Origin of the sequence: Pseudomonas sp. REST10 (assembly GCF_029542605.1) — a bacterium.
GTDB lineage: Bacteria > Pseudomonadota > Gammaproteobacteria > Pseudomonadales > Pseudomonadaceae > Aquipseudomonas > Aquipseudomonas khazarica.
Window position 1 is genome coordinate 2,341,019 of the sequence record NZ_CP035677.1, and the last position, 19,416, is coordinate 2,360,434.

The 19,416-nt window shown below is 65.5% G+C and carries 23 protein-coding genes; 6 read left to right on the plus strand and 17 right to left on the minus strand.

Annotated features, from left to right (window positions below):
• Positions 1 to 665, plus strand: a 665-nt coding sequence (locus tag EWH21_RS11020) for an aminotransferase class III-fold pyridoxal phosphate-dependent enzyme (RefSeq protein WP_277700512.1), incomplete at its 5' end; no start/stop codon positions are given.
• Between the two features lie 127 nt (positions 666 to 792).
• Here the strand turns inward: EWH21_RS11020 and EWH21_RS11025 are convergent.
• From EWH21_RS11025 to EWH21_RS11040, 4 genes are all read right to left on the minus strand, one after another.
• Complete coding sequence (locus tag EWH21_RS11025; RefSeq protein ID WP_037057064.1) at positions 793 to 1,245, minus strand: MarR family transcriptional regulator; 453 nt, start codon at positions 1,243 to 1,245, stop codon at positions 793 to 795.
• 70 nt (positions 1,246 to 1,315) lie between these two features.
• The gene (locus tag EWH21_RS11030; RefSeq protein ID WP_277700607.1) at positions 1,316 to 1,630 is read right to left on the minus strand and encodes an I78 family peptidase inhibitor; all 315 of its coding nucleotides are present in this window, start codon (positions 1,628 to 1,630) and stop codon (positions 1,316 to 1,318) included.
• Positions 1,631 to 1,662: 32 nt separating this feature from the next.
• Positions 1,663 to 2,313 (minus strand): DUF480 domain-containing protein, encoded by a 651-nt coding sequence (locus tag EWH21_RS11035; RefSeq protein ID WP_150609343.1) that lies wholly within the window; start codon positions 2,311 to 2,313, stop codon positions 1,663 to 1,665.
• Positions 2,314 to 2,361: 48 nt separating this feature from the next.
• Complete coding sequence (locus EWH21_RS11040; RefSeq protein ID WP_277700513.1) at positions 2,362 to 2,928, minus strand: TetR/AcrR family transcriptional regulator; 567 nt, start codon at positions 2,926 to 2,928, stop codon at positions 2,362 to 2,364.
• Positions 2,929 to 3,020: 92 nt separating this feature from the next.
• On the opposite strand from EWH21_RS11040, the gene EWH21_RS11045 reads away from it, so the two are divergent.
• The 3 genes from EWH21_RS11045 to EWH21_RS11055 are packed head-to-tail and all read left to right on the plus strand — an operon-like array spanning position 3,021 to position 4,648.
• Positions 3,021 to 3,752 (plus strand): SDR family oxidoreductase, encoded by a 732-nt coding sequence (locus EWH21_RS11045; protein ID WP_152488554.1) that lies wholly within the window; start codon positions 3,021 to 3,023, stop codon positions 3,750 to 3,752.
• 42 nt (positions 3,753 to 3,794) lie between these two features.
• The gene (locus EWH21_RS11050) at positions 3,795 to 4,388 is read left to right on the plus strand and encodes a 2-hydroxychromene-2-carboxylate isomerase (RefSeq protein ID WP_277700608.1); all 594 of its coding nucleotides are present in this window, start codon (positions 3,795 to 3,797) and stop codon (positions 4,386 to 4,388) included.
• A gap of 44 nt (positions 4,389 to 4,432) precedes the next feature.
• Positions 4,433 to 4,648, plus strand: coding sequence for a DUF3820 family protein (locus EWH21_RS11055; protein WP_152488555.1), 216 nt, complete (start codon positions 4,433 to 4,435; stop codon positions 4,646 to 4,648).
• Positions 4,649 to 4,722: 74 nt separating this feature from the next.
• Here EWH21_RS11055 and EWH21_RS11060 read toward each other — a convergent pair whose 3' ends face one another.
• The 3 genes from EWH21_RS11060 to EWH21_RS11070 form a co-directional block, all read right to left on the minus strand.
• Positions 4,723 to 4,971, minus strand: a complete 249-nt coding sequence (locus EWH21_RS11060; RefSeq protein WP_037057058.1) for a hypothetical protein — start codon at positions 4,969 to 4,971, stop codon at positions 4,723 to 4,725.
• A 195-nt stretch (positions 4,972 to 5,166) separates the two neighbouring features.
• Positions 5,167 to 6,054, minus strand: a complete 888-nt coding sequence (locus EWH21_RS11065; protein WP_037057057.1) for an SDR family NAD(P)-dependent oxidoreductase — start codon at positions 6,052 to 6,054, stop codon at positions 5,167 to 5,169.
• The gene (locus EWH21_RS11070) at positions 6,051 to 7,604 is read right to left on the minus strand and encodes an NAD(P)/FAD-dependent oxidoreductase (protein ID WP_047587454.1); all 1,554 of its coding nucleotides are present in this window, start codon (positions 7,602 to 7,604) and stop codon (positions 6,051 to 6,053) included. Before EWH21_RS11070 ends, EWH21_RS11065 begins: the two co-directional genes overlap by 4 nt.
• A 116-nt stretch (positions 7,605 to 7,720) precedes the next feature.
• Here EWH21_RS11070 and EWH21_RS11075 point away from each other — a divergent pair, with 116 nt between their 5' ends.
• Positions 7,721 to 8,428, plus strand: coding sequence for a TetR family transcriptional regulator (locus EWH21_RS11075; protein WP_047587452.1), 708 nt, complete (start codon positions 7,721 to 7,723; stop codon positions 8,426 to 8,428).
• Between the two features lie 126 nt (positions 8,429 to 8,554).
• On the opposite strand, the gene EWH21_RS11080 is transcribed toward EWH21_RS11075, so the two are convergent.
• From EWH21_RS11080 to fnr, 4 genes are all read right to left on the minus strand, one after another.
• Positions 8,555 to 9,391, minus strand: coding sequence for a metal-dependent hydrolase (locus EWH21_RS11080; RefSeq protein WP_179554029.1), 837 nt, complete (start codon positions 9,389 to 9,391; stop codon positions 8,555 to 8,557).
• Between the two features lie 227 nt (positions 9,392 to 9,618).
• Positions 9,619 to 10,434, minus strand: a complete 816-nt coding sequence (locus EWH21_RS11085; protein WP_277700514.1) for an ion transporter — start codon at positions 10,432 to 10,434, stop codon at positions 9,619 to 9,621.
• A gap of 69 nt (positions 10,435 to 10,503) precedes the next feature.
• A complete protein-coding gene (locus tag EWH21_RS11090) occupies positions 10,504 to 11,052 on the minus strand; it encodes an adenine phosphoribosyltransferase (protein ID WP_277700515.1) in 549 nt (182 codons plus the stop codon).
• Positions 11,053 to 11,095: 43 nt separating this feature from the next.
• Positions 11,096 to 11,830, minus strand: a complete 735-nt coding sequence (gene fnr / locus EWH21_RS11095; protein WP_037057050.1) for a fumarate/nitrate reduction transcriptional regulator Fnr — start codon at positions 11,828 to 11,830, stop codon at positions 11,096 to 11,098.
• A gap of 153 nt (positions 11,831 to 11,983) precedes the next feature.
• Here fnr and EWH21_RS11100 point away from each other — a divergent pair, with 153 nt between their 5' ends.
• Positions 11,984 to 12,427 (plus strand): DUF1931 family protein, encoded by a 444-nt coding sequence (locus tag EWH21_RS11100; protein ID WP_047587450.1) that lies wholly within the window; start codon positions 11,984 to 11,986, stop codon positions 12,425 to 12,427.
• A gap of 40 nt (positions 12,428 to 12,467) precedes the next feature.
• Here EWH21_RS11100 and hemN read toward each other — a convergent pair whose 3' ends face one another.
• The 6 genes from hemN to ccoG form a co-directional block, all read right to left on the minus strand.
• Positions 12,468 to 13,850 carry an oxygen-independent coproporphyrinogen III oxidase gene (hemN, locus tag EWH21_RS11105; protein ID WP_047587448.1) on the minus strand — a complete coding sequence of 461 codons (1,383 nt, stop codon included), beginning with the start codon at positions 13,848 to 13,850 and terminating at the stop codon, positions 12,468 to 12,470.
• 136 nt (positions 13,851 to 13,986) lie between these two features.
• The gene (locus tag EWH21_RS11110; protein WP_150609355.1) at positions 13,987 to 14,670 is read right to left on the minus strand and encodes a sulfite exporter TauE/SafE family protein; all 684 of its coding nucleotides are present in this window, start codon (positions 14,668 to 14,670) and stop codon (positions 13,987 to 13,989) included.
• On the minus strand, positions 14,663 to 14,869 hold the full coding sequence (gene ccoS / locus EWH21_RS11115) for a cbb3-type cytochrome oxidase assembly protein CcoS (protein ID WP_037057038.1): 207 nt from the start codon (positions 14,867 to 14,869) through the stop codon (positions 14,663 to 14,665). Before ccoS ends, EWH21_RS11110 begins: the two co-directional genes overlap by 8 nt.
• A 59-nt stretch (positions 14,870 to 14,928) precedes the next feature.
• Positions 14,929 to 17,337, minus strand: a complete 2,409-nt coding sequence (locus EWH21_RS11120) for a heavy metal translocating P-type ATPase (protein ID WP_277700516.1) — start codon at positions 17,335 to 17,337, stop codon at positions 14,929 to 14,931.
• Between the two features lie 2 nt (positions 17,338 to 17,339).
• A complete protein-coding gene (locus EWH21_RS11125; protein ID WP_037057032.1) occupies positions 17,340 to 17,858 on the minus strand; it encodes a FixH family protein in 519 nt (172 codons plus the stop codon).
• 13 nt (positions 17,859 to 17,871) lie between these two features.
• Entirely contained in the window at positions 17,872 to 19,284 is a 1,413-nt protein-coding gene (ccoG, locus tag EWH21_RS11130) for a cytochrome c oxidase accessory protein CcoG (RefSeq protein ID WP_037057029.1), read from the minus strand.
• Positions 19,285 to 19,416: the final 132 nt, after the last annotated feature.

The window sequence follows — 19,416 nt, forward strand, 5'->3', positions numbered from 1 at the left end:
TGCCGCCGGACAGCTACTGGCCACGGATCAAGGAGATCCTGGCGAAGTACGACATCCTCTTCGTCGCCGATGAAGTGATCTGCGGCTTCGGCCGTACCGGCGAGTGGTTCGGCAGCCAGTACTACGGTCTGCAGCCCGACCTGATGACCATCGCCAAGGGGCTGACCAGCGGCTACGTGCCGATGGGTGGCCTGATCGTCAGCGACAAGGTGTTCGAGGTGATCGAGGCGCACGGCGATTTCAACCACGGCTTCACCTATTCCGGGCATCCGGTAGCGGCGGCGGTGGGCCTGGAGAACCTGCGCATCCTCAAGGAAGAGGGCATCGTCGAGCGGGTGAGGGCAGAGACTGCGCCCTATCTGCAGAAGCGTCTGCGCGAGCTGGCGGATCACCCGCTGGTGGGCGAAGTGCGCGGTATCGGCATGCTCGGCGCCATCGAACTGGTGCAGGACAAGGCGACGCGCAAGCGTTTCTCCGCTGATGTGGGGGCAGGCATGGTCTGCCGCGGCCACTGCTTTAATAACGGTCTGATCATGCGCGCCGTGGGCGACACCATGATCATCGCGCCGCCGCTGGTGATCAGCCAGGCGGAAGTGGACGAACTGGTGGAAAAAGCACGCAAGTGCCTGGATCTGACCTGGGAGCAGGTGCGCGATCAGGCGTAAGCCCTGCCGTCCTGGTCACGGCAGTGCAGGCCGTGGCCGCCACCCGCTCGACAAAACAAGACCCCGCGACCGGTGACGGTCGCGGGGTCTTTTTTCATGCGCAGGCCGGGCAGAAGCAGGCGTTGCTTCAGAGGGCGTCCTGCAGGTGCTTGCGCAAGGCCACCAGGTCATCGCGCAGGTCGCCCAGCTGGTCGATGTTGAGCCCGGAGGCCTTGAGGATGCACGCCGGCAAGGCCTTGGCCTGCTCGTGCAGGGCACGGCCCTTGTCGGTCAGGTACAGCTGCACGACACGCTCATCCTGGCTGCTGCGCTGGCGCTGCAGCAGGCCTTCGCTCTCCAGGCGCTTGAGCAGCGGCGTCAGCGAGCCGGGATCGGTCAGCATGCGCGCGCTGATCTCGCTGACGGTAATGCCCTCGTTCTCCCACAGCACCAGCATTGCCAGATACTGCGGGTAGGTAAGACCGAGTGCCTGCAGCAATGGCTTGTAGGTCTTGGTCATCATCAGCGAGGTGGAATAGAGGGCGAAGCACAGCTGGTTGTCCAGCATCAGCTCGGCGCAGGGTTCCACTTGGGAGGTCATGGCGTTGGCCTGTGCAAGGGTGGTGGGCAGTGTCGGCGCAAGCGCTGCGGAGCGATCCGCAGCGCTGCAATCAGCCGCAGGAAACGCGGGTGATCACGCGTTGGTCATCGACGTTGAGGTTGAGACGCTGTCTATTGTATTCCAGGGTCACCACGCTGCCCGGTGTCAGTATGCGCGCGGTACTGGCGCCCGCCTGCTGGCGTGCCTGCTCCAGCAGCTCGGGGGTCGCGGTCTCGCCCTTCAGGTGCTCCACCGCCGAGGAGGTGCAGCCCTGGCTGGGGTCGGCAGGGGTTATTGTCGGTTGGGATTTTTCCGCGGTGCTGCTGCAGCCGGCTGCGAGCAGGGCAGTGGCGATGATCAGGCTGAAACGAGTCTTGAGGTTCAACGCGTTGGGCTCCTTTTCCATGGGGGTAGCGGTCATTGCGCGCCTTCTAGGCGCGCCAGACGTTCTTCCAGCGCAGCGATGCGCGCTTCCAGTTCGACCAGGCGATCTTCGTTAGGTGCCGCGGCCTCGCTGCGGCCACTCGGGCGGCTGGCCAGCAGGCTTTCGAGGTCCGCCGGGTCACCCAGCAGATGCATATAGCGGTCCTCGCGCTGGCCCGTCTGGCGCGGCAGCAGCATGGCCAGGCCGCGACCGATCAGGCGTTCCAGCTGGTGCTGGATTTCGGCCACGTCATCGAAGTCGTACATGCGGTTGCTGCGGGTCAGCAGTTCGTTGAGCGTCTGCGGTCCGCGCAGCATGAGCAGGCCGAGCAGCACCGTCTGCGGCTTGACCAGTTCCAGTTGCTTGTCGCAGCGCTGTTCCCAGCGATCCGCCCGGCTGCCCATCTGCAGGTGCACCAGTTGCCGGCCTTCCAGGCTGCGCAGGTAGCGCCCGACTTCGCCGGATTCGAGGTTCATCAGCGGTTCACGGCTGGTCTTCTGGTTGCAGGCCAGTTGCACGGCATTGAGCGTCAGCGGATAGCTTTCCGGGGTGGTCAGCTGCTTCTCGATCAGGCAACCGAGGATGCGGACCTCGATCGCATGCAGGGGGCTTTCGCCAACCAGCGGGGAAGGGGTGTGGGACATGGTGCGGTCCTGGCAGGGATGTTCCGTCTAGGTTAACGGCATACGTGCTCAGCCGACAGGCTTCAATGTGTGTTCGAGCATGTCCAGGCTGGCATCCAGCACCTGCTGGCGCGTGTCCTGGCTGGCCAGCATGCGTGCCAGCAGCAAGCTGCCCAGGCATTGCGCGAGGATCGTCCAGGCCAGTTGCCGGTCGCCGATGATCTCGGCCCAGGTTTCCTGCAGTTGCAGAATCTGCTGCTCGGTGCGCTGCCGGACGCGCTCGTCGGCACGCGCGATCTCGGCGCCCAGGCTTGGCAACACGCAGCCTTTGTCGGGCTGCTCGACATGCGCCAGGCTGAGGTAGGCCGCCAGGCAGCGCTGCAGCTTGTCACGCCCGGCAGCGCCCGGCCCGCCACCCAGGCGCTGCAGGCTTATACGCAGCTCGCGCTCGATCAGCTCGGCGAACAGCTCGTCCTTGCTCGGGAAGTGGCTGTAGAACGCCGCGCCGGTCAGGCCTATGGTTTTCATCAGCGCATCCACGCCGGTCACGGCAAAGCCCTGCTGCTTGGCGATGGCGCCGCTGCTGGCGAGCAGACGTTCGCGGGTTTCGGCCTTGTGTTCGGCGGAATAACGCATGAGAGGCTCCGTGGGTGAGGGTGGCTTGACCTGTCCGGGAGCATAGCATAACGTTCGTTCAGCTAACGATCGTTAGTTAAAAGGAGGAAGCCATGAACGAGAACAAGAAAGTCGCTTTGATCATCGGCGCCGGTGATGCCACCGGCGGCGCCATTGCCCGGCGTTTCGCCCGCGAAGGCTATGTGGCCTGCGTCACCCGGCGTAGCCTGGACAAGTTGCAGCCGTTGCTGGAGCAGATCCGTGACGAGGGCGGCGAAGCCCATGGCTTTGCTTCCGATGCGCGGCGTGAAGAACAGGTGGCCGAACTGGTCGAGCACATCGAGCGGGATATCGGCCCCATCGAGGTGATGGTTTTCAACATCGGCGCCAACGTGCCCTGCAGCATTCTCGATGAAACCGCACGCAAGTATTTCAAGATCTGGGAAATGGCCTGCTTCGCCGGTTTCCTCACCAGCCAGGCGGTGGCCAGGCGCATGGTCGGGCGTGGTCGCGGCACCATTCTCTTCACCGGGGCGACCGCAGGCCTGCGTGGCGCCGCCGGTTTCGCCGCCTTCGCCGGGGCCAAGCACGGCATTCGCGCCCTGGCGCAGAGCATGGCGCGCGAGCTGGGGCCGTTGAACGTTCACGTGGCCCATGTGGTGGTGGACGGGGCGATCGACACGGCCTTCATTCGTGACAGCTTCCCCGAGCTGTATGCCAGGAAGGATCAGGATGGCATCCTCGACCCCGAGCACATCGCCGACAGCTACTGGTTCCTGCACGCCCAGCCTCGCGATGCCTGGACGTTCGAGCTGGACCTGCGGCCGTGGATGGAGCGCTGGTAACCTGTGCAAGCCGATAACCACAACAACGAGCGAGTGAAGCTGATGAGCAAGACGGTGGAGTTCTTCTTCGACCTGGGCAGCCCGGCCTCCTACCTGGCCCATACCCAGCTACCGGCGCTGTGCCGCGACTGTGGCGCTGCGCTGGTCTATCGGCCGATGCTGCTGGGCGGCGTCTTCCAGGCGACCGGCAACGCCTCGCCGGCGATGATTCCGGCCAAGGGGCGTTACATGATTCGCGACCTCGCGCGCTACGCCGAGCGCTACGGCGTGCCGATGCGTTTCAATCCGCATTTTCCGATCAACACCCTGAGCCTCATGCGCCTGCTGGTGGCGGTGCAGCTGCATCAGCCCGAGCGCCTCGACGATGCCCTGCAGGCGCTGTTCCAGGCGACCTGGGTGGATGGCGTGAACATGGGCGACCCGGTCAGGGTCGCGGAAGTGCTGGCGGCGGCCGGCCTCGACGCTGCGGCGTTGCAGCAGCAGATCGGCGAGCCCGCAGTGAAGGAAGCGCTGAAGGCGACCACCGAGGAAGCGGTCAGGCGTGGCGTGTTCGGTGCGCCGACCTGCTTCGTCGGAGACGACATGTACTTCGGCCAGGACCGCCTGGACTTCGTGCGTGAGGCATTGAGTCGCTGAGGCCTGGCACAATGGGCGGATTTTTTCGACGACCCGAGCGAACGATGAACCCCGAAGCGCTGAAACTCCTGGTGACCCGCCGCATGCCGTACGGCAAGTACAAGGACCGGTTGATCGCCGACCTGCCCGGGCACTACCTCAACTGGTTCGCCCGCGAGGGGTTTCCCAAGGGCGAGCTGGGCCAGCTGCTGGCACTGATGCAGGAGATCGATCACAACGGCCTCAAGCCGTTGCTCGATCCGCTGCGCGACCGCAACTAGTCCAGGCCCGCAGCGGGAGCGCCAGGAGACGCTGCGCGGCTGGCGGGCGCCCCGCTCGTGTACGCAGGGCGCGGTCAGTGCCAGTTGCGACCGTGGTCCAGTTTCTGGTCCACCAGCCATTTGCCGTGGGCGATGGAGGCGTGCTGGGCCTTGTCCAGGTCATCCATGAAGGCATAGTCCACCGGCAGCGTCTGGCGCTTGCTGGTGTGGCCGGCAGGATCGGTGATCTGGCAACCGCCGGCCCAGGGCGTGGGCAGGCCGGGGTGCTCCATGACGCTGGCGCGGATGGTGTGGTCGCGGTGGGTGCAGGTGAGTACGCTCATGAGGCCACCTTCTGGATCAAGGTGCCGCCCTCGGTGTCGACGCCGCACCGAGGTTCCAGCCGGGGCCGGTGGCGGCGCCGCGTGGATGAGGGTGCGTCTATTGCCATACCTTAGCGCAGCTGCGGACGCCCCGGGCACTACCCGACAAACGCACAGGGCCGGCAGTGCGCCGGCCCTGTGTTCGCATGCGGCCTGCTATTCGGTCGCTTCGCTGGCCTTGCCGGCATTGCGCGGCCTCGGGGCGAAGCGTGCGGCCAGGCGCATCGACAGGGTGACCAGGCGCTGATACAGCGCCGGCATGCTGCGCTGCATCCAGTCCAGCACATGGGCGTCGGCACCGATGAGGATGCGCCGCTTGTTGGCCAGCACGCCGTTGACGATGACCTTCGCCGCCTGCTCCGGCGTGGTGCGCAGCAACTGGTCGTTGAACTGCTGGCGTGCCTGCTCGGCGGCCTGGCCGGTGACCTTGGCCAGGCTGTCGTTCATGCGGGCAGTCTTGGCAATGTTGGTGCGGATGCCGCCGGGGTGGACGCAGCTGGCGGAAACCCCGCAGTTGGCCATGTCCAGCTCCTGACGCAGCGACTCGGTGAAGCCGCGCACGGCGAACTTGCTGGCGTTGTAGGCGCTCATGCCGGGCTGCGAGAACAGCCCGAAGACGCTGGAAACGTTGATCACATGGCCCTGGCCGGCATTCTTGAGATAGGGCAGGAAGGCCTTGGTGCCGTTGACCACGCCCCAGAAGTTGATGTTCATGATCCACTCGTAGTCGGCGTGGTCGTTTCCTTCCACCGTGCCGCCCTGGGCGACGCCGGCATTGTTGAAGATGGCGTTGACCCGGCCGAACTCGACGACGATCTGCTCCGCCCAGGCTTCGACGGCGGCGCGGTCGGCAACGTCGACGCGCTGCTCGCTGACGGTGACGCCCAGCTTGCGCGCCTGCTCGGCGGTTTCCCTGAGGCCCTCGACGTTGACGTCGGAGAGCGCCAGGTGGCAGCCCTGGCGAGCCAGGTGCCAGGCGAGGGCGCGGCCGATGCCGGAGCCGGCGCCGGTGATGGCGGCTACCTTGTTCTCGAAGGATTTCATGCGCTGACCTCCTGGGTATCGAGGGTGATGGCGTTGCTTTGCGCCGGGTGGGCGGCCTGCTTGCGGCTGAAGTGGTAGGCATGCGGGTCGAAGTGGCGGGTCAGCATGCGATAGCGCCAGGTGAAGCCGGGCCATACCGTGCAGTTGCGTCCGCTGACCGGATGCAGGTACCAGCTCATGCAGCCGCCGGCGTTCCACACGGTGGCGCCGAGGGTGCCCTGGATCTTCCTGTTGAAGGCATCCTGCGCTTCGCGCTTGGGCTCCAGGCTCTGCAGGCGCCCGTCGTCGATCTGGCGCAGCGCACCGAGCACGTAGGTGATCTGCGACTCGATCATGTAGACCATAGAGTTGTGGCCCAGGCCGGTGTTCGGTCCCATCAGGAAGAACAGGTTGGGGAAGCCGGCGGTCATGGTGCCCTTGTAGGCTTCCGGGCCTTCCGGCCAGGTGTCGAGCAGGTCGACGCCGCCACGGCCGAACACCGTACCGCGTGGCAACGGATCGCTGGGGGTGAAGCCGGTGCCGAAGATGATCGCGTCGACGGCGCGTTCCTGGCCGTCGCTGGTGCGCACGCCATGTGGCAGGATTTCCGCGATGCCATCGGTGATCACGTCGACATTGGCCTGGGTCAGCGCCGGGTAGTAGTCATTGGAGATCAGTACCCGCTTGCAGCCCATGGTGTAGTCCGGGGTGACCTTGGCGCGCAGCACCGGGTCCTTGATCTGCTTCTTGATGTACAGCTTGGCGATTCCCTGGGCCATGCGCAGCAGGCGCGGGGCGAAGGCGAAGGCGATCACCCGGCTTTCGAGGATACTGTAGAGGGCGCCGCGCCAGAGTTTCTGCGCCAGCGGGAAGCGCTTGAAGCGGCTGCGCTCGTTGTCGCGGATGGCGCGATCCGGCTTGGGCATGATCCACGGAGCGGTGCGCTGGTAGAGGTCGAGGTGCTCGACCTGCTTCTGGATCTGCGGCACGAACTGAATGGCCGAGGCACCGGTGCCGATCACCGCCACGCGTTTGCCGGAGAGGTCGTAGTCGTGGTTCCACTGCTGCGAGTGGAACACCTCGCCGCTGAAGTTCTCCAGGCCCTTGAGCGCGGGAATCGATGGCGTGGACAAGGCGCCCATCCCCGACACCACGAACTGCGCGCTGTAGCGGTTGCCAGCGCGATCCAGCAGGTGCCACAGCTCGGCCTGCTCGTCCCAGCGGATCTCCACCACCTCGGTGCCGAGCCGGGTCTTGTCCTGCAGGCGATATTTCTCCCAGCAGCCTTCCAGGTAGGCCCTGATTTCCGGCTGTTTGGCGAACATGCGCGTCCAGTTCGGATTCGGTTCGAAGGAGAAGGAGTACAGGTGCGATTGCACGTCGCAGCCGCAGCCTGGGTAATTGTTCACGCGCCAGGTGCCGCCGACGCCGGCCTCCTTTTCGAACAGCAGGAAGTCCTGCTCGCCCTGTTGCCTGAGGCGGATGGCCATGCCGAGGCCGGAAAAGCCGCTGCCGAGGATGGCGATCTTGCAATGGCGGGCAGCGGTAGGGGGTGACACGGGCGCATTCATGGCCGGACTCCTGCTTGTCGTTCTTGTTGGTGTCTACATCTGTATACCAAGGTAGACATGTGTATACTCGGCGGCAAGGCATCGGGCCAGCAAGCCAACTTTAGATAGGGGAAGGGATGCACGACGACGAAGCGCAGGTGCGTGACAAGGCCAGCGAGGCGCCCGGCAAGCGCCTGCTGATGGAGGCGGCGTTACGCCTCACCTCAACCAGCCGCAGCCTCAGCAGCCTGGGGCTGCGCGAACTGGCCCGCGAGGCGGGCCTCAACCCCAATACCTTCTACCGGCACTTTCGTGATGTCGACGATCTCGGCCTGAACGTGATCGGCGAGATCACCCGCTTGCTGCGCCAGCCGTTGCGCGACCTGCGCCGCGAGGCGGCACAGCGCGCGGTCAAGGAGCAGGGGCCGGCACTGCCCAGGCTGCTGGGGATCGACCTGGGGCGTGGGCGGCGCGTCTGTCACGAGACGGTGCAGCTGTTCTTCGACTTCGTTGCCGCGCACCCGGAGGCCTTCATCATCGGTGTCCGCGAACTGCATGGCGCCTCGCCGGTGTTGCGCGAGGCCCTGCGTCGGGTAATGGATGATTTCGCCGACGACATGGCCGCCGACATCGTCGAGTTCAAGCTGCTGCCGGGGATCGTCAGTGCGGCGGCCGTGCGCCAGGTCTCGGGGCTGATCAGTCGCAGTCTGTTCGAGCAGTCGCTGGACTACATCGGCCAGCCGCATCGGCGCGAGGCGATCTGTGCATTGGCCGAGGAGCAGATCGTCATGCTGTTCACCGGTGCCAGCGTGCTGCAGAGCATGGGGCAGCTGCGGCTGGGCTGAGGGACGCCGGCTGCGGTGAGATATGCAGGCTATGGAGGGCTGTTGTAGGAGCGGCTTCAGCCGCGATGCTTTTCGCGGCTGCACACTTGCATAAAAAAGGGCGGCCTGGGCCGCCCTGCAGGGGTATCAGCTGTTGAAGCCGAGGCGCTCGCGCCAGCGGTTCTCCAGCTTCTCGGTGTCGTGATCCTTCGGATGGAAGCCGGGCCGGTAGTAGTCCAGGTAAGGGCCGATCAGCTTGGTGAAGAAACCGTTGCGCGGGCCGAACAGCTTCTTCAGGCCGAAGCCCCAGCTGCGCCAGTTGAACAGCTGACCATCCTTGCGCAGCAGGTGGATCTGGAACCAGCCGATCACGCCGAAGAAGATCACGGTGGTCAGCAGCATCACCAGGGTCCGGGTGAAGTAGCCGCCGTAGACCTTCTGGTAGACGTCGTAGCAGACCGCCTTGTGCTCGTTCTCCTCGATCGCGTGCCACATCCACAGCTGATAGAGCTTGGGGTCGTTCATCTGCGTGGTGAGGTCTTCGCGCTTGAGCAGCTGTTCGGCCATGGTCGCAGTGAAGTGTTCCAGGGCGCAGGTGGCGGCCAGACGATGCTTCTTGGTGCTGAAGCGGGTGACCCATTCCAGCAGTATCTTGATGCGCAGCTCCAGGCGCTCCAGGTCGATATCGTGGGCATTGGCGTAGTCGTTGTACGCCGCGTGCTCCTTGGAGTGCATGGCCTCCTGGCCGATGAAGGCACTGATGTCCTTTTTCAGTTGCGGCTCGCTGACCTGGTCGCGTACCGCCCGTACGCTGTCGACGAAGAACTTCTCGCCGTAGGGAAACAGCGACGACAGGTTGTTCATGAACTGGCTCATGAAGGGGTCGTCGTAGAACCAGTATTTCGGTGTCTCGCTGAAGCTGAAATCCATGCGGCGAACCGGGAAGCTGGATTTCGTTTGGGGCAGGGTGGCGCTGGCGCTCATCGTTCGTGTCCTCTTAAGGGGAGTTGGCGCTCCCGGTTATCGTGCGGCTCCGGGTGACAGCATTCGGGTCGAGGTGCCGGGACCTCGACAGGCCAACTGTGTCATTGAACGATGTAACTATCGGGTGTGGCGGCGCCTGGCGCCGCCAACTTAAGGCGGGTGTGCTGCCAGGCTGCCTGGGGAGGGGCGCGACCCGACGCGAGACGACGGGCGCGCGGTAGCGCGGATCAGGGCGTGTTGCGGCGCAGTTCGGCCACTTCACTGCGCAGGGCGCGCAGTTCGTCGAGAATGGCCTGTTCACGTGCGGCGGCGGCCAGCTCCTCGGCGCTCGGCTCGTGCGTGCTCTGCATGGCGTTGACGATCACCGCGATGAACAGGTTGAGCATCATGAAGGTGGCGACGAGGATGTAGGGCACGAAGAACAGCCAGGCCAGCGGGTGCTGTTCCATGATCGGGCGCACGATGCCCATCGACCAGCTTTCCAGGGTCATCACCTGGAACAGGGTGTACAGGCTGGCGCCGATGTTACCGAACCACTCAGGGAAGCTCGCGCCGAACAGCTGCGTGGCCATCACCGCCGCGACGTAGAACACCAGCCCCATCAGCATGACGATGCTGCCCATGCCGGGCAGCGAGGCGAGCAGGGCCTGCACCACCTTGCGCATGCTCGGGTTGATCGAGACCAGACGCAGCACCCGCAGTACGCGCAGGGCGCGCAATACGGCGAAGGGGCCGCTGGCGGGCACCAGGGCGATGGCCACCACCACGCAGTCGAATACCGCCCAGGGATTGCGCAGCAGGGCGACGCCGTGGGCCGCGAAGCGCAGCGCCAGCTCGATCACGAAGCAGGCGAGGATCAGGCTGTCGAGGATCAGCAGCGGCTTGCCCCAGTCCGCCATGAGCGCCGGCGAGGTCTGCAGGCCGAGAATGGCGGCGTTGATGATGATCAGCAGGGTGACCACGCGTTGTGTGGTCAGGCTGTCCATCCGGGCACCCAGGCGCTTGCGCCAGTCGGGTGATTGGTCGAGTTCGAATGCTTGCATGGTCATTTCAGCGAGAAGGGTCGATGGGTACCCGAGCGTGACCCGCCGCGAGAGGGCGGGTCCGGAGGCTCAATGGTCGTCGAGAGCGAAGGCGGTCAGGGTGAAGGTGGCGATGCCGGCATCCTGGAGTTTCTGCGAACCGCCCAGCTCGGGCAGGTCGATGATGGCGGCGGCCTCGAACACATCGGCGCCCATGCGTCGCACCAGGTTGGCGGCGGCGATCAGGGTACCGCCAGTGGCGATCAGGTCATCGAAGACCAGCACCGAGTCGCCCTCGCAGAGGCTGTCGGCATGCACTTCGAGGAAGGCTTCGCCGTACTCGGTCTGGTAGCCCTCGCTGAGGACATCCGCCGGCAGCTTGCCCTGCTTGCGGAACAGCACCAGCGGCTTGTTCAGCTCGTAGGCGATGATCGAGCCGATCAGGAAGCCACGAGCATCCATGGCGCCGATATGGCTGAACTTGGCTTCGACGTAGCGCTGGATGAAGCTGTCGGCCACCAGGCGCAGCGCGCGTGGCGACTGGAACAGCGGAGTGATGTCGCGGAAGATCACGCCCGGCTTGGGAAAGTCCGGTACCGGGCGGATCAGGGTCTTGATGCTGAATTCGTCGAAAATCATCGTGGGGTCCTGAATGCGTTGAGCCCGCGAGAATCGTGCGAACTCAAACGTCTAGATTGCCGCCAGCCAGGGCGCACAGCTCGATCGGATCGAGAATGTGCACTTCCTTGCCCTCGGCTTCGAGCAGCTTGTTCTGCTGAAAGCGGGTAAATACGCGAGACACCGTCTCGACCGCAAGGCCCAAATAGTTACCAATTTCGTTGCGCGACATGGCCAGACGGAACTGGTTGGCCGAGAAACCGCGTGCGCGGAAACGGGCCGAGAGGTTGACCAGGAACGTCGCGATGCGTTCGTCGGCGGTCTTCTTCGAGAGCAGCAGCATCATCTGCTGATCGTCACGAATCTCGCGGCTCATGATGCGCATCAACTGGCGACGCAGTTGCGGCAGTTGCAGGGCCAGGTCGTCCAGGCGCTCGAAGGGAATCTCGCACACGGAGGTGGTTTCCAGGGCCTGGGCGGAGACCGGGTAGCGCTCGCCATCGACGCCGGACAGGCCGACCAGTTCACTGGGCAGGTGGAAGCCGGTGATCTGCTCCTCGCCGCCATCGCTCAGGCCGAAGGTCTTCAGGGCGCCGGAACGCACCGCGAAAACGGAGCCGAAGGCATCGCCCTGGCGGAACAGGAACTCGCCTTTCTTCAGCGGACGGCCACGCTTGACGATGTCGTCCAGCGCGTCCATGTCCTCCATGTTCAGCGAAATGGGCAGGCACAGGGCAGCCAGGCTGCAATCCTTGCAATGGGCTTGATGTTGCGTACGCAACTTGATGCTCTCGGACATCGTTGGGCTTCCCGATATACACGCAATGCTCGTAAGGGTACCGCAGCGGGGCAGGCAGGGGCTAGCCATCTGAGGCCTGACCGGATGCTCAAGTTTGCCCTGCAGCGGCCGATGCAGACTGTAGCACTATCGTCCAAGGCAGGGAGCAGCGTGATGCGTATCGATATCGGCGGGTCGCTGGGCAATCTCGTCCAGGGTGTTCAGCGACAAAATACCGCAGTGGAACGGAGCCCGGAGGAGGTGCGCGAAGGGCTTCGCGTGAGCCTTTCCAACCTGGGCAAGAGCATGTCGGCGAGCGCCGAGAAGAACAAGGACATCGATGACAGCGACCTGCCCAGGGCGATCAAGGACCTGCTGAAGATGATCCGTGAGCTGCGCGCGCAGATCGCCGAGAAACAGGCGCAGATCGAGGCGCTGATGAGCGATCAGAGCCTCGATCCAGAGGCGAAGCGCCAGCAACTGGAAGGGTTGCAGAGTGAGCTGGCGTCACTCAACGGCGCCCTGACCTCGGCCAATGCCAATCTGATCAAGCTGATCCGTGAGAGCAACCTCACCGAGCAGCAGATGCAGACGGTGGCGAGCCTGTCCGTGGCCTGACTCGCCTGCCAGCGCTCAGGCAGCGCTGGCGCTCGGCGCTTCAGATCACCCGTGAGAAGCGTTGGCGCACCTGGTCGTTCAGGTAGCGGTCGAACAGCATGCACAGCGAGCGCACCAGCAGGCGTCCGGCAGGGCGCACGCGGATGCCGTGTTCGCCCAGTTCGATCAGGCCGTCGTCATGCAGGCGCTGCAGGTCTGGCCAGAGGGCCGCGAAATAGTCGCGGAAGTCGATGGCGTAGGCGTGCTCGATACCGCGGAAATCCAGTTCGAAATGACAGATCAGCTGCTGGATCACCGCGCGGCGCAGGCGGTCGTCTGCGTTGCAATGCAGGCCGCGACGGGTGGCCAGCTGGCCGTTGCCGAGGCTTTGCTGGTAGCTGGCGATGTCGCTGTCGTTCTGGCTGTAGAGGTCGCCGACCTGGCTGATGGCCGACACGCCCAGGCCGATCAGGTCGCAATGGCCGTGGGTGGTGTAGCCCTGGAAGTTGCGCTGCAGGGTGCCTTCTTCCTGGGCAATCGCCAGTTCGTCATCCGGCAGGGCGAAGTGGTCCATACCGATGTAGCGGTAGCCCGCGTTGGCCAGCTGCTCGATGCTGGCCTGGAGCATGGCCAGCTTGTCGGCCGCCGCTGGCAGGTCCTCGCTGTTGATGCGCCGCTGCGGCATGAAGCGCTCGGGCAGGTGAGCGTAGTTGAACACCGAGAGGCGGTCCGGTTGCAGGGCGATCACCTCCGCGACGGTACGGGCGAAGCGCTCCGGCGTCTGCTTGGGCAGGCCGTAGATCAGGTCGATGTTCACCGAGCGGAACTGCAGGGTGCGCGCGGCCTCGATGATGGCGCGGGTTTCTTCCAGCGTCTGCAGGCGATTGACCGCACGCTGCACCTCCGGGTCGAGATCCTGCACGCCCAGGCTGACGCGATTGAAGCCCAGCTCGCGCAGCAGACCCATGGTCGACCAGTCCGCTTCGCGGGGGTCGATCTCGATGCTGTAGTCGCCGGAATCGTCATCCAGCAGGTTGAAATGCTGACGCAGGTGCTGCATCAGCCGGCGCAGCTCGTCGTGGTTGAGAAAGGTGGGCGTGCCGCCGCCGAAGTGCAGCTGTTCGATGACCTGCTCCTTGCCGATGTAGCGGCTGACCATCTCGATCTCGCGCTCGAGCTTCTCCAGGTAGGGCAGGGCGCGGCCACGGTCCTTGGTGATCACCTTGTTGCAGGCGCAGTAGTAGCAGATGTGCGCGCAGAACGGGATGTGCACGTACAGCGACAGCGGGCGGCCGGCCTTGCGGCTGTCACGCAGGGCGTGCAGCAGGTCGAACGGACCGATGTCGTCGTGGAACTGCACGGCAGTCGGGTAGGAGGTGTAGCGTGGGCCGGCGAGATCGTAGCGGCGGATCAGATCGGCGTCCCACTGGATGGCTTCGAGCATGGGAAATAATCCTGGTCAGGCTGTGCGGCCAGTCTAGGGATGCAGCCGGGCGGGCGGCTTGATCTGAATCAAGGGCAGGCGGGGTGTGGTGGGTTGTCGCTGCCGGACCCGGATCGCATCCGGGCCAGGGAAGGGGTCAGTGGCCCATCAGCCAGTGCTGGTGCGGGCCGGGCAGGGTCCAGAGGCCGAACAGGATGACCAGCAGGCCACCCGCCATGCGGATGCCGCGCTGGCGCAGCAGGGCGGTGATGCGTTCGGCGGCGAGGCCGGTGGCCAGCAGGACCGGCCAGGTGCCGAGGCCGAACGCCAGCATCAGCAGGGCGCTGACGCGGGCATCACCCTGGCTGGAGGCCCACAGCAGGGTGCTGTAGACCAGGCCGCAGGGCAGCCAGCCCCACAGGCCGCCGAGCACCAGTGCGCGCGGCAGGCTGCTGACCGGCATGAAGCGGCGGGTGAGCGGCTGGATATGCCGCCACAGGCCACGGCCGAGCGCCTCGATGCGGGTCAGGCCGCTCCACCAGCCGGCCAGGTACAGGCCCATGGCGATCAGCAGCAGGGCCGCCAGGCTGCGCATGACGACCTCGGCGGCGCTGCCGCGCACGGCCCAGCCCGCCAGGCCGAGCAGCAGCCCGGCGGCGCTGTAGCTGAGGATGCGCCCGAGGTTGTAGGCCAGCAGCAGCTGCAGGCGGCGACCGCGTTGTTGGGGGGGAATGGCCAGGGTCAGGGCGCCCATCAGGCCGCCGCACATGCCCAGGCAATGGCCGCCGCCGAGCAGGCCGAGAATCAGGGCTGACACCAGCAGGGGCGCCAGCTCAAGCATCGGGCTTGTCCTGCTTGCTCTGCTCTTCGGCCTGTTCCACGCCCGCCTTGTGCAGCGGGTCTTCGTCATCGAAGAGAATGCTGTGCGCGGGGCCGTCGAGGTCGTCGTACTGGCCGCTGTCCACGGCCCAGAAGAACAGCCAGATGGCGAAGGCGACCAGGGCGATGGCGACGGGGATCAGGATGTAGAGCGCGGGCATGCGGTCTCCGTGGGGCGTATGGGTAGGCACGCACAGCGCCGAGCGAGCGCGGTTCGTGCCTAGCTGTTCGGGCTGCGGCTCAGGCGCAGGGCATTGAGCACGACCAGCAGTGAGCTGAACGACATGCCGACCGCCGCCCAGATGGGGGTGATCCAGCCGAGCGCGGCGAAGGGCAGGACCATGCCATTGTACAGCGTTGCCCAGCACAGGTTCTCGATGATGATCCGTCGCGTGCGCCTGGCCATGGCCAGACCCTGTACCAGGCTGCCCAGACGGTTGGACAGCAGGACCGCATCGGCGCTGGTCTTGGCCAGGTCGGAGGCCGAGCCCATGGCCACGCTGATATCGGCTGCCGCCAGGACCGGCACGTCGTTGACGCCATCGCCGAGCATCAGCACACGGCGCCCCGCGCCGTGCAGCTGCTTGAGCACTGCCAGCTTGGCGTCCGGCGTCAGGCCGCCACGGGCGTCCTCGATACCGAGCTGGTGTGCTACCTCGGCGACCATCGGCGAGCTGTCGCCCGACAGCAGGTGGATGTGCCAGCCACGCGCGCGGGCGGCGGCGATCAGCTCGGGAGCGTCGTCGCGCAGGCGGTCGTCGAGGACGAACCAGGCCAGTGGCCCCTGTTCGTCGCCCAGCAGCAACCACTGGCCGTGCTCTCCGGCAATCTCCGGTACCTCCTGGCCGCTCAGCGCGCAGACGAAGCGGGCCTCGCCGATGCGCAGCAGACGGCCGTCGACGCTGCCCTGCAGGCCCAGGCCCGGATGGCTGTCGACCGCATCGGCGGCCCGTGGTGCCTGGCCGAAGGCGCGGGCGATGGGGTGCTCGGAGCGGTTTTCCAGGGCGGCGGCCAGCGCCAGGCAGTTGTCCTGATCCAGTTCGCGCAGCGGATAGATGGCGCTCAGGGTGAGGCGTCCCTCGGTGAGCGTGCCGGTCTTGTCCAGCACCAGCGTGTCGATATGGTTGAGCCCTTCGAGGACATGGCCACGGGTCAGCAGCATGCCCAGCTTGTGCAGGCTGCCGGTCGCGGTGGTCAGCGCCGTCGGTGTGGCCAGGGCCAGTGCGCAGGGGCAGGTGGCGACCAGCAGGGCGAGCACGACCCAGAAGGCGCGACTGGAGTCGATTTCCCACCAGATGCAACCGACCAGGGCGGCGGCCAGCAGGATGAACAGCAGAAACCACTGCGAAACGCGATCGGCGATCTCCGCCAGGCGCGGTTTCTCGCTCTGCGCACGTTCGAGCAGGCGGACGATGGCGGACAGCCGCGTGGCATCGCCCAGGGCCTGGACTTCCACGGTCAGCGGGCCTTCGACGTTCAGGGTGCCGGCGGTGACGCTGTCGCCGATAGCGCGCGCCTGCGGCAGGTATTCGCCGGTCAGCAGGGATTCGTCGACGCTGGACTGGCCGGCGAGAATGCGCCCGTCGGCAGGCACCAGCGAGCCGGGTTGCACCAGCACCCGTTCGCCGACCTGCAGTTCACTGAGCAGGATGCGCTGGCTCTGGCCGTCATCGGCCAGGCGCAGGCAGGAGGCAGGCAGCAACTGGACCAGTTGTGCGGTCGCCGCAGCGGTTCTCTCGCGCGCACGTCGCTCCAGGTAGCGTCCGGCGAGGAGGAACAGGGCGAACATGCCCACGGCGTCGAAGTACAGCTCGCCGACTCCGGTGACGGTGGACCAGATGCCCGCGACGTAGGCCCCGCCGATCGCCAGGGAGACGGAGATGTCCATGGTCAGGTGGCGGGTGCGCAGGTCGCGCAGGGCGCCGCGGAAGAACTGCCCGCAGCAGTAGAAGACGATGGGGGTGGTGAGGAACAGGCTGGTCCAGCGCAGGATCTTGTCCAGCTCGGGCGTCAGGTCGACGTTGAATTCCGGCCAGGTGGCCATGGCCGCCATCATCACCTGCATCCACAGCAGGCCGGCCACGCCCAGCTCGCGCATGCGCCTGCGGTTCTCCGCTGCCAGCCGCTCGGCGGCCTCGTCCGCGTGCCAGGGGTGAGCGGCATAGCCGATGCGGCGCAACTCGGCGAGCAACTGGCTGAGCGGGATCTGGCTGTCCTGCCAGCGCACCTGCAGGCGGTGGTTGGACAGGTTCAGGTGCGCCTCGGCCACGCCGGGCACGCCACGCAGGTGTTTCTCGATCAGCCAGCCGCAGGCGGCGCAACTGATGCCTTCGATCAGCAGCTGGGTTTCGCTCAGCTCGCCCTCGTGCTGCACGAAGGGCTGTTGCACGTCACTGCGGTCGTACAGCGCCAGCTCGTCGGGCAGGGCCTTGGGCAGGGTCTGCGGGTTGGCGGCGTTTTCGCTGCGGTGGCTGTAGTAGTGCTCGAGGCCGCCGGCGACGATGGCTTCCGCTACGGCCTGGCAGCCGGGGCAGCAGAAGTCACGGGGCTGGCCGAGGACCGTGGCATGGAAATGGCTGCCGGTGGGAACCGGCAGTCCGCAGTGATAGCAGGGCGTAGGGGCGGGCATGATCAGTAGGAGGGATTGTCACCGATCATGATGGCCTTGCCGTCGGCAATGTTCTCTTCCTCGAACAGGCGCCAGCTCTGGCTGCCTTCCTGGCCCAGCAGTTCGACGAAGCGCCGGCCGCTGACCTGGTCGACCATCTGGCCACGGTACTGGCCATCGGCGCCGGGCTGCAGAATGACGCGACGATCGCGCTCCGGCTGGGTCGGCGAGATCAGGTTGAGGACGATCTGCTGCGGGCGGCTGTTGCCCTCCAGCACCAGGGTCGCGACGCCGGTGGCGCCATCGAGCACCAGCTCGCCGTGGAGTTGCAGGCGCTCGGCCAGTTGCTCGCGCTCCAGCGATTGGTTGATGCCCTTGCCGACGTCGTAGTAGTCATCGGAAATCAGCCCGGGTGGATTGCGCGTGGCCAGCGTGAGCAGGGCAAGGCCCTGCACCACGGAGTAGCCCAGCAGGGCGATGATGAACCAGGGCCAGAACTGCTTGTACCAGGGTTTTGCTGGCGATGGTGCGTGTTCGGTCATGCTCTTTCCGTTGTCAGCGGACGCTTGGGCCGATGAAGCGGCTGTCGGCGTCGTTCTTGATACTGGGGTCATCCGCGGATTGTACGTGGAAGACGATGTTGTTGGCGCTGGAAGGCAGCTTCTCCGGCGCGATGGAGAGTTCCACCGGGAAGGAGTAGACCTCGCCCGCCAGGGCGCGAACCTCGCGCTTGCCTTCGTAGACCAGGCCGTCGAGACCGTCGGCGGTGATCACGTAGGTCATGTCGTGCTGCGCCTTGTTCATGATCTTCAGGGTGTAGACGTTCTCGATGTGGCCGCGCTCGTTCTCGCGGAACAGCACGCGGTCCTTGAGCACGTCCAGCTCGACCAGCGGGCGGTTGGCCACGGCCCAGGCGAACAGGCCGATCATGGCGACGAGCGCGACAGCGTAACCGATCAGGCGCGGGCGCAGCAGGTGGGTCTTGCGTCCGGACAGGTTGTGTTCAGTGGTGTAGCTGATCAGCCCCTTGGGATAGTTCATCTTCTCCATGATGCTGTCGCAGGCGTCGATGCAGGCGGCGCAACCGATGCACTCGATCTGCAGGCCGTCACGGATGTCGATGCCGGTGGGGCAGACGTGCACGCACATCTTGCAGTCGATGCAGTCGCCCAGGCCCTGGGCCTTGTAGTCGGCGTCCTTCTTGCGCGGGCCGCGTGACTCGCCGCGACGCGGATCGTAGGAGACGATCAGGGTGTCCTGGTCGAACATCACGCTCTGGAAGCGCGCGTAGGGACACATGTAGATACATACCTGTTCGCGCAGGTAGCCGGCGTTGCCATAGGTGGCCAGGGTGAAGAAGCCGACCCAGAACAGCGCCCAGCCGCCGGCCTGCAGCGTCAGCAGCTCGGGAATCAGGTCGCGGATGGGGGTGAAGTAGCCGACGAAGGTGATCGCGGTGAGCAGGGACACGCCCAGCCAGATACCGTGCTTGGCCACCTTGCGTGCCAGTTTGTGGCCGCTCATCTGCTGCTTGTCCAGCTTCATGCGCTGGTTGCGGTCACCCTCGGTGACCTTCTCGGCCCACATGAACACCCAGGTGAACACGCTCTGCGGGCAGGTGTAGCCGCACCAGACGCGGCCTGCGAACACGGTGATGAAGAACAGGCCGAAGGCGCAGATGATCAACAGCCAGGACAGCAGCATGAAGTCCTGTGGCCAGTAGGTGGCGCCGAAGATGTGGAACTTGCGCTCCGGCAGGTTCCACCAGACGGCCTGACGGCCTTCCCAGTTCAGCCAGACGGTGCCGAAGAACAGAATGAACAGCAGTGCTCCGCCTGCGCGACGCAGGTTGCGGAACAGGCCGGTGAATGCGCGGGTGTAGATCTTCTCGCGGCTGGCGTACAGATCGACGCTGGCATTCTTGGCGGAAGGAGGGGTGATGTCCTGGACGGGAATCTGTTCGCTCATCAATGCATACCACGGCGGTTGGTTGGCAGCCCGGGCCGATGCGTGCCGGTCAGGGTCAGTTCACGGTGGCTATATGGTACGCCTGAAAGACAACGCCCGGGTGCGACCAGCAGTCGCGACCCGGGCGTTCAT

Bases quoted from the DNA above. Each gene is read 5' to 3' on its own strand.
- EWH21_RS11050 (WP_277700608.1), top strand. From the start codon at position 3,795: ATGAGCAAGACGGTGGAGTTCTTCTTCGACCTGGGCAGCCCGGCCTCC.
- EWH21_RS11070 (WP_047587454.1), bottom strand. From the start codon at position 7,604: ATGAATGCGCCCGTGTCACCCCCTACCGCTGCCCGCCATTGCAAGATC.
- ccoS (WP_037057038.1), bottom strand. From the start codon at position 14,869: ATGCCCGCGCTCTACATCCTGATCCCCGTCGCCATCGCCCTGGTCGCC.
- EWH21_RS11035 (WP_150609343.1), bottom strand. From the start codon at position 2,313: ATGTCCCACACCCCTTCCCCGCTGGTTGGCGAAAGCCCCCTGCATGCG.
- EWH21_RS11090 (WP_277700515.1), bottom strand. From the start codon at position 11,052: ATGATTTTCGACGAATTCAGCATCAAGACCCTGATCCGCCCGGTACCG.
- EWH21_RS11055 (WP_152488555.1), top strand. From the start codon at position 4,433: ATGAACCCCGAAGCGCTGAAACTCCTGGTGACCCGCCGCATGCCGTAC.
- EWH21_RS11025 (WP_037057064.1), bottom strand. From the start codon at position 1,245: ATGACCTCCCAAGTGGAACCCTGCGCCGAGCTGATGCTGGACAACCAG.
- EWH21_RS11075 (WP_047587452.1), top strand. From the start codon at position 7,721: ATGCACGACGACGAAGCGCAGGTGCGTGACAAGGCCAGCGAGGCGCCC.
- ccoG (WP_037057029.1), bottom strand. From the start codon at position 19,284: ATGAGCGAACAGATTCCCGTCCAGGACATCACCCCTCCTTCCGCCAAG.
- EWH21_RS11065 (WP_037057057.1), bottom strand. From the start codon at position 6,054: ATGAAATCCTTCGAGAACAAGGTAGCCGCCATCACCGGCGCCGGCTCC.
- hemN (WP_047587448.1), bottom strand. From the start codon at position 13,850: ATGCTCGAAGCCATCCAGTGGGACGCCGATCTGATCCGCCGCTACGAT.
- EWH21_RS11060 (WP_037057058.1), bottom strand. From the start codon at position 4,971: ATGAGCGTACTCACCTGCACCCACCGCGACCACACCATCCGCGCCAGC.
- EWH21_RS11080 (WP_179554029.1), bottom strand. From the start codon at position 9,391: ATGAGCGCCAGCGCCACCCTGCCCCAAACGAAATCCAGCTTCCCGGTT.
- EWH21_RS11040 (WP_277700513.1), bottom strand. From the start codon at position 2,928: ATGCGTTATTCCGCCGAACACAAGGCCGAAACCCGCGAACGTCTGCTC.
- EWH21_RS11120 (WP_277700516.1), bottom strand. From the start codon at position 17,337: ATGCCCGCCCCTACGCCCTGCTATCACTGCGGACTGCCGGTTCCCACC.
- EWH21_RS11045 (WP_152488554.1), top strand. From the start codon at position 3,021: ATGAACGAGAACAAGAAAGTCGCTTTGATCATCGGCGCCGGTGATGCC.
- EWH21_RS11085 (WP_277700514.1), bottom strand. From the start codon at position 10,434: ATGCAAGCATTCGAACTCGACCAATCACCCGACTGGCGCAAGCGCCTG.
- fnr (WP_037057050.1), bottom strand. From the start codon at position 11,830: ATGTCCGAGAGCATCAAGTTGCGTACGCAACATCAAGCCCATTGCAAG.
- EWH21_RS11110 (WP_150609355.1), bottom strand. From the start codon at position 14,670: ATGCTTGAGCTGGCGCCCCTGCTGGTGTCAGCCCTGATTCTCGGCCTG.
- EWH21_RS11100 (WP_047587450.1), top strand. From the start codon at position 11,984: ATGCGTATCGATATCGGCGGGTCGCTGGGCAATCTCGTCCAGGGTGTT.
- EWH21_RS11125 (WP_037057032.1), bottom strand. From the start codon at position 17,858: ATGACCGAACACGCACCATCGCCAGCAAAACCCTGGTACAAGCAGTTC.